Annotated in this window: 9 protein-coding genes; 2 read left to right on the plus strand and 7 right to left on the minus strand. The window is 70.9% G+C overall.

The features are described 5' to 3' along the window. Positions 1–2 precede the first annotated feature (2 nt). A complete protein-coding gene (locus ACIQPT_RS02865) occupies positions 3–1,505 on the minus strand; it encodes a hypothetical protein (protein WP_401151973.1) in 1,503 nt (500 codons plus the stop codon). A 105-nt stretch (positions 1,506–1,610) separates the two neighbouring features. On the opposite strand from ACIQPT_RS02865, the gene ACIQPT_RS02870 reads away from it, so the two are divergent. Further along, complete coding sequence (locus tag ACIQPT_RS02870) at positions 1,611–2,774, plus strand: glycosyltransferase (protein ID WP_401151976.1); 1,164 nt, start codon at positions 1,611–1,613, stop codon at positions 2,772–2,774. Positions 2,775–2,786: 12 nt separating this feature from the next. Here the strand turns inward: ACIQPT_RS02870 and ACIQPT_RS02875 are convergent, their stop codons facing one another. From ACIQPT_RS02875 to gmd, 5 genes are read right to left on the minus strand one after another with little or no spacing between them, the layout of a single operon-like run. Then, complete coding sequence (locus ACIQPT_RS02875) at positions 2,787–3,626, minus strand: glycosyltransferase family 2 protein (protein WP_401151978.1); 840 nt, start codon at positions 3,624–3,626, stop codon at positions 2,787–2,789. Further along, entirely contained in the window at positions 3,623–4,354 is a 732-nt protein-coding gene (locus tag ACIQPT_RS02880; protein WP_401151981.1) for a hypothetical protein, read from the minus strand. Before ACIQPT_RS02880 ends, ACIQPT_RS02875 begins: the two co-directional genes overlap by 4 nt. Beyond that, entirely contained in the window at positions 4,354–6,606 is a 2,253-nt protein-coding gene (locus ACIQPT_RS02885; protein ID WP_401151983.1) for a LamG-like jellyroll fold domain-containing protein, read from the minus strand. Before ACIQPT_RS02885 ends, ACIQPT_RS02880 begins: the two co-directional genes overlap by 1 nt. Continuing rightward, a complete protein-coding gene (locus tag ACIQPT_RS02890; protein WP_401151985.1) occupies positions 6,603–9,383 on the minus strand; it encodes a DNRLRE domain-containing protein in 2,781 nt (926 codons plus the stop codon). Before ACIQPT_RS02890 ends, ACIQPT_RS02885 begins: the two co-directional genes overlap by 4 nt. Next, positions 9,380–10,393, minus strand: a complete 1,014-nt coding sequence (gene gmd / locus ACIQPT_RS02895; protein ID WP_401152541.1) for a GDP-mannose 4,6-dehydratase — start codon at positions 10,391–10,393, stop codon at positions 9,380–9,382. The genes ACIQPT_RS02890 and gmd overlap by 4 nt, the downstream gene beginning before the upstream one ends. Before the next feature lie 114 nt (positions 10,394–10,507). Between gmd and ACIQPT_RS02900 the strand changes: the two genes are divergently transcribed. Then, entirely contained in the window at positions 10,508–11,491 is a 984-nt protein-coding gene (locus ACIQPT_RS02900; protein WP_401151988.1) for a GDP-L-fucose synthase family protein, read from the plus strand. Positions 11,492–11,566: 75 nt separating this feature from the next. On the opposite strand, the gene ACIQPT_RS02905 is transcribed toward ACIQPT_RS02900, so the two are convergent. After that, entirely contained in the window at positions 11,567–13,096 is a 1,530-nt protein-coding gene (locus tag ACIQPT_RS02905) for an exopolysaccharide biosynthesis polyprenyl glycosylphosphotransferase (protein WP_401151991.1), read from the minus strand. Positions 13,097–13,327: the final 231 nt, after the last annotated feature.

A 13,327-nucleotide genomic window follows, 5' to 3' on the forward strand; every position in this document is an offset into this window, starting at 1 on the left:
ACTCAGCGCCGACGCTCTGCCCGCCGCTCCCTGAACGTCGTGATCAGCACCAGGCACAGAGCGGCGATGGCCAGCTTCCCCACCGCCTGGAGCAGTGGACCGCGCAGCAGGATGAACGTGTACCCGGCGATCAACGGGGCGGCGATGGCCAGCACACTGCCGGAACCCGGTCCCGCCCGGGTGACCGCGAGGGCGTACCTGCGGTCGGTGCGGGCCGCCGCGTAGCCGATCAGGGCGAGACCGCCGGCCATCCCGGCCGGACCGAGGTCGACCCAGAGCTCCGTCCACAGCGGGGCGGAGAGGTTGGTCATGTTCATCCCCATCCACTGGCCCACCCGGACCCCGGTGTCCTCCGGCTTGCCGCTCCACACCGCCCGGGGCACGAAGAACAGCGCGGAGCCCGCCAGTTGACGGCCGTAGGTGTGCCCCCGGGTGTCCACCCAGGAGATCGTGTTGGCGAACATCACCGTCTGGTCGTAGTCCTTGGTGGCCAGCGGCTCGAAGACGGAGGCCGACTGCACCGACTTCTGGCCCGCCTCGTCGTACCGGAACTTGTCCGCGTACGGGAACAGCACCAGCGCCCCCACCACGCCCAGCGCCAGCACCGAGCGGTACATCGCCGCACTGCGCGGGAACGCGGTGAACAACAGCGACACCAGCACCGTGAGGAACCAGTAACGGGCGTTGGAGATCGGGTTGTTCACGACCAGGTTGACCGCCGCCAGCGCCACCCACACCAGGACCGTCGACGGGGTGCGCCGCGCCCGGTGCGAGGTCACCAGACGCCGGGTGTAGAACAGCAGCGCCAGCAGCGCCGGGACCGTGCCGAAGCCCTTCAGGAACGCCGAGCCCACATTCGACTCGGTCGAGGCGACTCCGCTGGCCGCCACCGTCTCGCTGATCTCCTGCCGGCTGGAGAAGAACACCGCGGGCCCGCCCAGCTTCAGCACGTAGTACCCGCTCGCCGCGAACGCGAGCAGCACCAGCAGCCGCAGCCGCAGCGGATGCGCCAGGGCGGGCCCGCCCGTGCCCCGGGGGGAGGGGGTACGCCGCCGCAGCGGACGCCGCGAGGCCAGCAGCGCCCCCAGGTCGAACGCCGCGCACCCCACCAGGATCAGCGCGATCGCCGTCACCAGATCCTGGCGCGGCCCCACCATCGGGGTCGGCGTCTGACCGATCACCACCTGTGCGAACGGCGCCACGCCCATCGCGATGTACACGAACATCCAGAAGACGCCCTGCAGCAGCCGCCGCCGGGTCGAGAGGATCATCGTCGCGAGCCGGGCCCCCGCATAGCAGGTCAGCACCAACTGGAGCCAGTACGCGGTGTCCCGCACCCCGCTGCCGGGCTGCGCGGCGATCACCGCGGGCAGGAAGCAGACCAGCCCCAGGATCAGCGGCACCGCCAGCGCCCGCGACAGCATGGCCCAGGCGATCGGCCGCGGCGCGACATCGGAGGCCTTCCCGCCCGTCGGCGTACGCGCCGACGTGTGCACCGACGTCATGCGCCCCCCGATCAGTGAACCGCTGAACACTCTAACGAATCAACCCACTTGAGGGGACGCGATGACTACGCTGTGAACAGTCGGCCGAGGTTGAGGGGAACCCTGGTGAAAATCCTGCACATCGTCACGCTCCACACCCCGGACCACGCGTTCGGCGGTCCGACCCGGGTGGCGCTCAATCTCTCGAAGGCCCAGCGGGCCTCCGGTGACGACGCCCGCATCATGGCCCTCGGCGACGGCTTCCCGGACGGCGAACTGCCCAGCCAGGTGGAGGGAGTTCCCGTCCATCTCTTCCAGGCCCGGCACCTGCTCCCGATGTTCGAGGTCAGCGGCATCACCTCCGCCGCGCTCCTCAACACCGCACGCCGCATGATGCGCGGCGCCGACCTCGTCCACGTCCATCTGATGCGGGACCTGGTGACCCTGCCCGCCGCGCTCATCGCCCTCGCCACCCGGACACCCCTGGTCGTCCAGACCCACGGCATGGTCGACCCGACCGAGAAGAAGGTCGCCCAGCTCACCGATCTGCTCGGGGTACGCAAGGTGCTGCGCGGGGCGGACGCCGTCCTGCACCTCACCGAGAGGGAACGCCTCGACGTGAACGCCGTCGCCGCGCCCGTCCCCCTCACCCGCACCGTACGGCTGGTCAACGGGGTGCGCCCGCAGGAGCGCAAGCCCGCCCGCGACCCCGGCCGGCCGCCCACCGTGCTCTTCCTCGCCCGGATCCAGGAGCGCAAGCGCCCCGAGGACTTCGTCGCCGCGATGCCGCATGTCCTCGCCCGCCACCCGGACGCCCGCTTCGTGCTGGCCGGCCCGGACACGGGGGCGCTGCCCGAAACGCTCGCCCTTGCCCGTGAGTTGGGCGTGACGGGCTCCCTCGATCACGTCGGCCCGCTGGACCATGAGCAGGTCCTCGCCGCCGGGCGCGAGGCCGATGTGTATGTCCTCCCGTCGATCGAGGAGCCCCTCGGGGTCTCGGTCCTGGAAGCGATGTCGGTGGGCACCCCGGTCGTCATCACCCGCACCTGCGGGCTTGGGCCCGACGTCGCCGAAGCCGGTGCGGGCCGGGTGATCGACAGCCGGGTCGGCGAGGACGCGGCCAACGCCCGCAAGGTCGCCGACGCGATCCTGGAACTGCTGGAGCCGGAGGCCGCCGAGCAGGCAGGCAAGGCCGCCTGGGAGCTGGTCAACGACCGCTTCACCATCGACGTCGTCACCACCACCCTCCGGCGGACCTACGAGGACGTGATCCGCCGGAGGCGAGGGTGACCGCCCCGCCCGTCAACGTAGCGGCTTCTCGCGGGACTTGAGGGCGATCTGCCAGCGATAGAAGCTCATCGCCAGCGCGAAGTCGAAGCCCGCCCGGCCGTCCAGGAAGCCCCGCCGGTAGAGGTACATATAGGCGAAGGACACCACCGGCTTGAACGGTGCCTTGTGGAACAACTGCCCCTGGCGGGACTTGACCTGGCGCACCTGCTCCTTGACCTCGGGGTGCTGCTCCAGCCACGCCTCCCAGTCCGAGTAGCGGTTGTGCCGCTCGAACCAGGCGGTCACCGGGTCGAGGTCCTGGTGCTCGATGGGGTGGGTGAGCGTCCCCACCGTCGCCGCGACCGGCTGGTAGTGGCCCTCGACCTCACCGATGCCGGGGGCGTCCAGGTCCCCGACCTCCGGGTAGTGGGAGCGGGTCCGGTCGGTCAACGACCGCTTGCGGATGGTGTATCCGTGGCGCAGCCGCTTTCCAGAGAACCAGTAGCCGAGCGGAATGTCGTACGCCGCAGGCTTCGGGGCCGAAGGGTTGCGGAACGTCTCCCGCAGCTCGGCCAGTAGCCCGGGGCTCAGCCGCTCGTCTCCGTCCAGGAGCAGGATCCAGTCCAGATCGGTGCGGACGTTCTCCAGGCACCACTGCTTCTTTCGCGGGTGGCCGCCGTCCCAGGTGTACGTGACCACCTCGGCCCCGCACTCCTCGGCGATCTTGACGGTGTCGTCGGTGCTGTGGGAATCCACCACCACGACCGCCTCGAAGTGGCCGAGCACCGATTTCACCGCCTCCGCGATGTTGAGCCCCTCGTTCTTGGTGGGGATCGCCACGGCGATGGGGAGTTTCGGCGTACCTGCGGTCATCCCTTGGTCCCTTCGGGCAGCCAGGCGTAGCAGCCTGTGGAGGTGAACGTGCGGGCGGACTTCGGGATCGTGATCTTCCGCGACGTGCCGGTGTCGGACCGGCCCGAGGTCAGCTCCTTGCCCCCGGCCCCGGTGATCTCCCAGGAGCAGTCCTTGGTGGGGGAGGCGGAGCGGTAAACGCCCGGCCGGAGCTTCTTTCCGGTGTGGGTACCGTCCGGGTAGGCGTACGCCGCCTCGTCCACCAGGTCCTGATGCCGGGGGCAGAGTCCGGCGACCGCGTCCGCCGCGTCCGGGATCTCGTCCGTCGCGATGGCGCCGACGGCGGTGTCCCGGTCGGCCTTGACCAGATAGCGGAGCTTGTCGCAGGTCTCCTGGCCGGTCTGGAGCACGGCGGCCGGGTCCATGCCCTTCGGCACCCGGTCCTCCAGATACTCCTTCTGCTTCTTCGTGAACGTGCCCGTCGCCGGGGTGATCTCGTCGGACGGGGTCTTCGGGCCCGTGTCGGCCGGTGACTCCTGCGGTTCCTCCGGCTCCTTTGCCTTCTCGGCAGCGGGCGTGGTGGGCGTGGTGGGTGTGCCGGCGGACGGGCCGGGGACGGCGGGCCCGGAGGCCGCGGGGCGCTGGGCGCCCGCGGCCTCCGGGTCGTTCCCGTCCGCGGACGAGCCGCAGGCGGCCAGCGCCGCCGCCGTCACGATGACGGCGGCGCCGGCCAGGAACGGGTTTCTCATCAGCCGTTCCTCAGGGCGTAGTGCGCGCTGATCTGCGAAGCGCTCAGCGCGGTCGGGTAGACGGCGGTCTCGTCGATCTGTCCGGCGAAGAAGTTGCTGGTGGGCCGGTTGGGCCAGCTCGACAGATTGTCCCCGCCGATCCGCCAGTAGCCGGGGGAACTCTCGTTGGTGGTGTAGAGGGCGTTCGACGCGCGCAGCTGCCCGTCGACGTACAGGGCCATGCCGCCGGTGCCCTGGGTGGCGACGACGTGGTGCCACTGGCCGTCGTTGTACGCGCCCGTGGTGGCGACCGTACGGGCGGAGCCGCTGTACACGCCGAACGTGAGCCGTCCGTCGTTGCGCATGTAGATGTGCTTGTCGTGGCGGGTGCTGTTCTGCTGGGTCAGGTTGCCGAAGCCGATGATCTTCCCGCCCCGGGTGGTGGTGGTCTTGATCCAGGTCTCGATGGTGAACCGGGTCGGCTGGGTGTGCTGCCGGTTGCTGTACGCGTACTCGTCGGTGCCGTTGAAGCCGATCGCCGTCGAGGGTCCGGCGACCGCCGCCGGGGTCTGCCGGTAGGCGGGCGCGTTGCGCAGGAAGCCGTTGTTGAGGTTGCCGCTGCTGTCGTGCGCGAAGGTCGAAGTGCCCTCGTCGTAGCGCCAGTAGAGGCTCGCCCCGTCGGACCTGACCCGCGCCGGGTACGCCTCCGTCGTGCTCGCCACGGTCGCCGACTGGGCCGGGGACTTGGCGCTGGTGTTGATGCCGTCGCTCGCGGTGATCCGGTACGAGTGGGTCTCGCCCGGGGCGACGTCGGTGTCCGTCCAGGTCAGCTGCGGCCGGTCCCAGAAGACCGAGTAGCCGGTCGTCGTGTGGATCGGGGTGGCGGAATTGTCCTTGTAGATCCGGTAGGTCAGCTCCCCGTCGTCGGTGTCGAAGCTGGTCTGCCAGTTCACGTCGATCTGCCCGGGAGTCAGCGTGGACAGGGAGACGTTGGGCACCCAGGGCGCGCCGGTGTCCGGGCCGTCCGCGAACCGGGTCAGGCCCTGCTGCGGCTTGCTGTTGACGGTGGTGAACTCGCCGCCCACCCACAGATAGTGGCGGCCCCCGCTGCTCGTCTGGCTCATCACGCGCGGACCGACCGGCTCACCGATGCCGTCGTTGGTGTCCGGGAACCACGGCAGCAGCTTCGGGTCGTCGACCGACTGGGCCAGCAGATGCTTGCGCGGCTGGTCCGGGAACGCGCCCATGCTGGCGCAGTCGTGGGCATGGCTGCCGCTGTACAGCACCCCGGAGTGCACCAGGACGGACTGGGTCGCACCGAGGCAGGTGTCCCGCCAGCGCTGGTTGAAGTCGCTCAGGTCCAGCGCGATGCGTCCGTCGAACACTCCGCCGCCGCTGCCCTCGTTGGCGGTGTAGAAGCCGGCGGCGTCGGTGGTGATGTCCTGGACCGTGGAGTTGTTGTGGATGAACCCCGGGTAGGACTTGGTGAGTTGGCCGGTGGTCGCGTCGACCACCGCCAGCGCGTGGGTGTTCGTGCCGTTGATCCGGAAGAAGTCCCCGCCGAGCAGCACGTGCTGTCCGTCCGGAGTCACCTCGACGGCCCGGGCGACCTCGTCGGCGTTGGCCGTGAAGGGCAGCAGCGAGGCTCCGGTGGTGACGGCGGCGAACTTGTTCCTGGTCTGCCCGCCGACGTTGTTGAAGTCACCGCCCAGGTAGACCGTGTCGGCGGTGGCGGCGAGCGCCCGCACGGTCGCCGTCACGGAGATCTTGAAGTTGTTGCGGGGGGTGCAGGTCGCGGTGTCGATCGCCGCGATGTTGCTCACCCCGACCCCGTTCACCGCCCCGAACTGTCCTCCCGCGTACAGCGTTTCACCGTCCGGGGAGAGGGCCAGGGCCCGGACGGTCGCGGTGCCCGAGGAGATGGTGAAGGACAGCGAGCAGCCGGTGGGCGTCCCGGTCGCCGCGTCGAACGCGGCGAAGTTCACCGCGGGCTGCTCGCCCGTGCCGGGAGCGGCCGTGGGGGGCCGCAGGGTGGAGAAGGTGCCGCCCGCGTAGACGACGCCGTCGCCGGCGGCCATCGACCAGACGATGCCGTTGGTCTGCCAGGTGGTGAGGTCGTCCGCGGTGATGGCGACCGGTGGTGTCAGTCCCGCCGCCGGAGAGGTCCCGGCCGCGGTCGCGGTCAGGGCTCCGGCCAGCAGGCCGAGAGCGGCGAGGGCGGCCCGCACACGGCCGCGCCCGCCGGATCTCTGCCCCGTACTTTCGTTCATCATTCAGCTCCGAAGGTGAGAACGAGCTGCGGCCGGGAGGCCGCGGATCCTGCCTCGCTCGACCAGATGCGCAGACTGTCCGTCCCGCCGCTGGTCAGGGCGAGTGAGTAGGAGGAGCCCAGGGCCCCGCCCAGTGCCGGCGCGGAGAGCTCCACCGCGTGGTCGGTGGAGACGGCGGTAGCGCCGGTGATCGTCCCGAGCACGGACGCGGCGAGCGCCGGCCGGGAGTTGTAGGTGACCGTCGACTCGGTCCAGGCACCGGTGACCGGCACCACGTCGTGGCTTTCGGCGGAGCCCGCCGTCGGATCCGACGACGTACGGAACTGGAGACGGGCAGCTTTGAGGACCTGCCCGGCCGGGGCGGCGGGCAGCGGGAAGCGCAGATAGCTCAGATAGGCCGTCGTGCCCCGGGACGCCAGTTGCTGGTCGTTGTAGTTCGTGTTCGCCGCCACGCTGTTGACGTAGGCGTCCTCCTCGGGCAGGACGCTCACCGTGGTGTCGCCCGGCGGGGCCGGCTCCTGGGCCAGTTCGTGGTGGGCGGCCACCTGGGCGGCGGTCAGCGCCGAGGGGTAGATCGCCGTCTCGTCGACCTGGCCGGCGAAGTAGGTGCCGGACGGGCGGTTCGGCCAGGCGTTGTTCATCGCGTCCCCGCCGACCCGCCAGTACCCGTTGTACGAGCGGTTGCCGGCCGTGGCGTTGGAGCCGACCCGCACCCCGTCCACGTACAGGGCCATGCCGCCCGGCCCCTGCGTGGCGACGGCGTGGTGCCACTGACCGTCGTTGTAGCTCCCCGAACTGGTCAGGGTGGGGCGGCTGTTGGTGCTGCCCGCCTGGACGCCGAAGGCGAGGCGGCCATTGTTCGTGAGGTAGAGCAGCTTGTCGGAGATCGAGCTCGTATGGCCCTGGGCGGTACCGATGTTGTTGCCGAACCCGACGATCCGCCCGCCGCTCGTCGACGTCGTACGGAACCAGGTCTCGATGGAGTACGGGGTGGGCGAGGTGTAGCGGTGCAGCCGGTCGCTGTACACGTACTCGTCGCTGCCGTTCAGCGCGAGCGCGGCCGATCCCGCGACCGCCGAGGGCGTGCTCCGGTACGTGGGGGTGTTCACGTACACCCCGCCGTTGTCGCTGTCGGAGGCGTCGGCGGCGAACGCCCCGCCGGGCTCGTCGTAGCGCCAGTACAGATCCGCCCCGTCGGCCAGCACCCGCTCCCGGTAGGGGGAGGCGGAGGACGCCGCCGTCACGGAGACGGCGGGGGACTGGGCGCTGGTGTTGCCCGCGCCGTCGGTCGCCGAGACCCGGTAGGAGTACGTCCGGCCGGCGACCACGTTCCGGTCGGTGAAGGTCAGCTGCGGACGGCTGAAGAAGAGCGACGAGCCGGTCGTGGTGTGCACCGGCGTCGAGCCGCCGTCGCGGTACACCCGGTACGTCAGCAGGCTGTCGTCCAGGTCCAGCGAGGTGCGCCAGCTCACCCGCACCTCACCGGCGCGCGGCGCGGACGCGGACACGGCGGGCAGGCTCGGGGAACCGGTGTCCGGGGTGTTCGCGAAGCGGGTCAGCGCCTGCTGCTGCACACCGTTGACGGTGGTGAACTCCCCGCCCACCCACAGGAAGTCGCGGCCACCGCGTGAGGAGATCGTCAGGGCGCGCGGACCGACCGGCTCCCCGATCCCGTCGTTGGTGTCGGGCAGCCAGCCCAGCAGGTCCGGATCGTCCACCCGCTGGGCGGTGAGGTGCTTGCGCGTCTGGTTGGGGAAGCCGCCCATCGTCGAGCAGTCGTGCACATGGCTGGCCGCGTAGAGCACCTCCTTGTACACGCGCAGCGCCTGCGTCGCCCCCTGGCAGGTGTCCCGCCAGCGCTGGCCGAAGCCGTCCAGCTCCATCGCGAGCCGGCCGTCGAAGGAGTTCCCGCCCCGGCCCTCACCGGCGGCGTACCAGCCGCCGGACGCGGAGTCCGTGACGATGTCCTTGATGACGGCGGTGGACGGGATGAAGTTGTTCGGATAGCCGCGCGTCACGGCCCCGGTGGTGGCCGCGGTCACCGCGAGGGCGTGCGAGTTCGCCCCGCCCACGGTGAAGAAGTCGCCGCCGATCAGCACCGATTCCCCGTCCGGCGTCACCCGCACGGTCCGGCCCGGGTCGTCCGCGTCCGGATTCCACCCGGTCACCGCACCGGCCGGGGTCACCGCGCCGAAGAACCGCCGGGTCGTCCCGTTGATCGACTGGAAGTCGCCGCCCGCGTACACCGTGCCGTTCGCCGCCACATCGAGCGCGCGCACCGTCGCGGAGAAGTTCGGCGAGAACCCCGCCCGCCGGGTGCAGGTGGCGGTGTCGACGGCGACCAGCCCGTTGGCGCTCGTCCCGTTGACCGCGTTGAAGTAACCACCCACGTACAGCGTGGACTTGTCCGGGGAGACGGCCAGCGCCCGCACGGTCGCGGTGCCGCTGCTCCGGGTGAAGGAGAGCGAACAGGCGGTCGGCACCCCGGTCTCGGCGTTGAACGCGGCGAAGTTGACGGTGGACGCGGAGCCGCCTCCCGACGGGGTGCCCGCCGGGCGGACGGAGGAGAACGTGCCGCCCGCGAAGACGACCCCGTTCGCCTCCGCCAGCGACCACACGATCCCGTTGGTCTGGTACGTGGGCAGATGGTCGGCGGTGAAGCCGACGGGATCGGTGAGTGCCGCGGCCGGGGGCGCGGCGGCCACCGGGGCGAGCACCCCGGCGGCCAGCGCGAGGGCCGCGACGGTCGCGATGCGCGCGCGACGGCCCGGCCTCTTCATCTGTCCACCCGAACGGCGGCCCCGGTCAGCTGGTCGTCCAGCTGCCGGATGTCGGCGTCGACCATGATCCGGGCCAGCTCCCGCGACTTCACCTCGGGCTTCCAGCCCAGCAGCTCCTCGGCCTTGGAGGCATCGCCGATCAACGCGTCGACCTCGCTGGGGCGTTCGTACTTCGGGTCGTACCGCACATGCTCGCGCCAGTCGAGGCCCGCGTGCTCGAAGGCGAACTCCAGGAACTGCCGGACGCTGACACCCTCGCCGGTGGCGACCACATAGTCGTCGGGGGTGTCGCACTGCAGCATGCGCCACATGGCGTCCACATACTCCGGTGCGTACCCCCAGTCCCGGACCGCGTCCAGATTGCCCAGGTGCAGCCGGTCCTGCAGCCCGGCCTTGATCCGGGCGACGCCCCGGGTGATCTTCCGGGTCACGAAGGTCTCGCCCCGGCGCGGCGACTCATGGTTGAAGAGGATCCCGTTCACCGCGAACATGCCGTACGCCTCGCGGTAGTTGACCGTGGCCCAGTAGGAGTAGACCTTCGCCACGCTGTACGGGCTGCGCGGGTGGAACGGGGTCTTCTCGTTCTGCGGGGGCGGGCTGGCGCCGAACATCTCCGAGGACGAGGCCTGGTAGATCCGGGTCCGGATGCCGCTGGCCCGGACCGCCTCCAGGAGCCGGATGGTGCCGAGCCCCGTGACGTCACCGGTGTACAGCGGGGCGTCGAAGGACACCCGCACATGCGACTGCGCGCCCAGGTTGTAGACCTCGTCGGGCTGGATGTCGTGCAGCAGGTTCACCAGCGCGACACCGTCGGACAGGTCCGCGTGATGCAGGACGAAGGAGCGCTCCGGCTCCTCGGGACCCTGGTAGATGTGGTCGATCCGCTCGGTGTTGAAGCTCGACGAACGCCGTATGAGCCCGTGCACCGTGTATCCCTTGTCGAGCAACAACTCCGCCAGATACGAACCGTCCTGGCCGGTCACTCCGGTGATGAGCGCGGTCTTCGCCACGATTCCCCCTTCTCTGCTGATCGCCTCGACGGCGACGTTCACCGACATATCGGAATTGGAGCGTTCTGCGGCAAAACATCACCGCAGTCCCTTTCTGCTGGCACAATCCGAGCCATGACGACCGAACTCCCCGTCCCGCCCCAGGAATCCGCCCGTTCCCTACTGCGGCCCGGCTCCCGCATATTCGTCGCGGGACACCGCGGCCTCGTCGGCTCGGCGGTGGCCCGCCGCCTCGCCGACGACGGCCACGAGGTGCTCACCCGCGGCCGCGACCTCCTCGATCTGCGCGACGCCGCGCGGACCGGGACGTATCTGAAGGAGGTCCGCCCGGACGCCGTGGTGCTGGCCGCCGCCAAGGTCGGCGGGATCATGGCCAACAGCACGTATCCCGTGCAGTTCCTGGAGGACAACCTGCGCATCCAGCTCAGCGTGATCGCCGGCGCGCACGCGGCCGGGACCGAGCGGCTGCTCTTCCTCGGCTCGTCGTGCATCTACCCCCGGCTCGCACCCCAGCCGATCCGCGAGGACGCGCTGCTCACCGGCGAACTGGAGCCCACCAACGAGGCGTACGCGCTGGCCAAGATCGCCGGCATCGTCCAGACCCAGTCCTACCGGCGGCAGTACGGCGCCTCCTACATCAGCGCCATGCCCACCAATCTCTACGGGCCCGGCGACAACTTCGACCTGGAGACCTCGCACGTCCTGCCCGCGCTGATCCGCCGCTTCCACGAGGCGAGGCGGGACGGGTCCCCCGAGGTGACTCTGTGGGGATCCGGGGCTCCGCGCCGTGAGTTCCTCCATGTCGACGACCTCGCCGCCGCCTGCGTCACCCTGCTGGAGGCCTACGACGGCGACGAACCCGTCAACATCGGCTGCGGCGAGGACCTCACCATCCGCGAACTCGCCGAAACAGTAAGGGAAGTGACGGGCTATCCGGGAAACATCGGCTGGGACACGTCGAAGCCCGACGGGACGCCCCGCAAGCTGCTCGACGTGACCCGCCTCTCCTCCCTCGGCTTCACACCGCGGATCCCGCTGCGCGACGGCATCGCCCGCACCTATGCCTGGTGGCTCGGGCAACTCCCGCCCGGACAGTGACCGTTCGCCGCCGCCGGGAGACCTCTCGCGGCGGCGCACCGGTGATCCTCCTCGCATCCGCACGCCCGCCGCCCCTCAGTACGCCCCGCGGCCGTCGGCGACGGCGCGCACAGTGCGGGCGAGGAGTCCCATGTCGGCGGCCACCGACCAGTTGTCGACGTACCACAGGTCGAGCGAGACGGTCTCCTGCCAGCTCAGATCGGAGCGGCCGCTCACCTGCCACAGGCCCGTGAGCCCCGGTTTCACGGCGAGCCGGCGGTGCTCCCGCTCGTCGTAGCGCGAGGCCTCCTCCGGCAGCGGCGGACGCGGCCCCACCAGCGACATATGGCCCAGCAACACATTGACCAACTGCGGGAGTTCATCGACCGAGGTGCGCCGCAGCAGCCGCCCGACCGGGGTCACCCGAGGATCGCTGCGCATCTTGAACAGCGGGCCGTCGACCTCGTTGACCTGGGCGAGCTGCGCCTTGAGCTCCTCCGCGTCCGCCACCATCGTGCGGAACTTCCACATGGTGAACGGCCGGTTGTGCTGCCCCTGGCGGACCTGCCGGTGGAAGACCGGGCCCCGTGAGGACATCCGGACGCTCAGCGCCACCGCCAGTAACAGCGGTGCCAGCGCCAGCAGTCCGAACAGGGCGCCCGCACGGTCCAGCACGCTCTTCAGCACCGACTGCGGGCCCCCGCGCAACGGCGGTGCGACGTGCAGCAGGGTCAGCCCGGCCGCGGTGACGGGACGCACCCGCTCGGCCGCCACCCCGGACAGCTCCGAGACCACGGACAGGGCGACGCCCCCGTCGTGCAGTCCCCAGCCGAGCCGCCGCAGCCGGTCGCCGGTCAGCTGGGGTCCGGGAGCCACCAGTACCAGGTCCGCCGCATGGGCGTAGACCCCGCCGAGCACCGTGCTCACGTCGTCGTCGGCCGGGCAGGACGCGAGGCGCCCCGGCACCTGCACCCCGTCGAGCTCCAGCCGCGCGGTGCCCACCGGAATGGCGGCGACCACCCGATAGTCGTGATCCGTACGGGAGTTGAGCAGCTCGGCCGCCCGGTCCACGCCCGCCGCCTCACCCACCAGCAGCACCTGGCGGACCCGGTCACCCCGCCGCAGCCCCGCGACCACGGTGGCGACGAGCAGCCCGGGCGCGACGGCGACGACGGCCGTGGCCGGGTCCACCGGGCTCCCCGCCGCCGTGTGCAGCACGGCCAGCAGCCCGATGAGCACGAGCCAGTCCCCGACGGCTCCGACCGCACCGCCCGGCTCGGTGTCCGGCCGGTCCGTGTACCGCCCCCGGGCCCCGCGCAGCCCGGCCCACATCAGCCCCGCCACCACGGCGGCCGCCACCGGACGGGGCTGGTCGCCCGCGCGCAGCAGCAGCCAGGCCGGACCGGCCAGGGCCAGCAGGTCGGTCAGTGCGGCGAGGGCCGGGCCGGGCGCCCGCTTCCGCCGGGCCGGTGCCCGGTCGGCCGGGTCGCGCTGTGCTGTCGGGGCCCGCCACAGCTGTTCCAGGGCCGCCGTGCGATTCCGGGAGGCGGCGGTGCGGGGGCGCGGCGCGCCCCGGAGCCCCACCGGCCCGGATAGGTCGGTATCAGGTATTTCGACATGCCCCATGAACCCCCCAGTCACAGTCGCACCCCCACAAACGGGACGCATCCGTCGATCCCATGGACTGACGGATGCGCCCTCGCTCGGTGCACGATATCCACACACGTGCCATTTCGCTGGAGTTCTCGTGAAGTTCAGACGGCTCGGTCCAGACACCTCCGATCGGCCGGAACCATGCGATGTCGCCTTGTGTGTACGGATGTTGATGGAGCGGCAGATGGGTAAGCGCTTGTGCCG

The organism is Streptomyces sp. NPDC091289 (assembly GCF_044757365.1).
Taxonomy (GTDB): domain Bacteria; phylum Actinomycetota; class Actinomycetes; order Streptomycetales; family Streptomycetaceae; genus Streptomyces.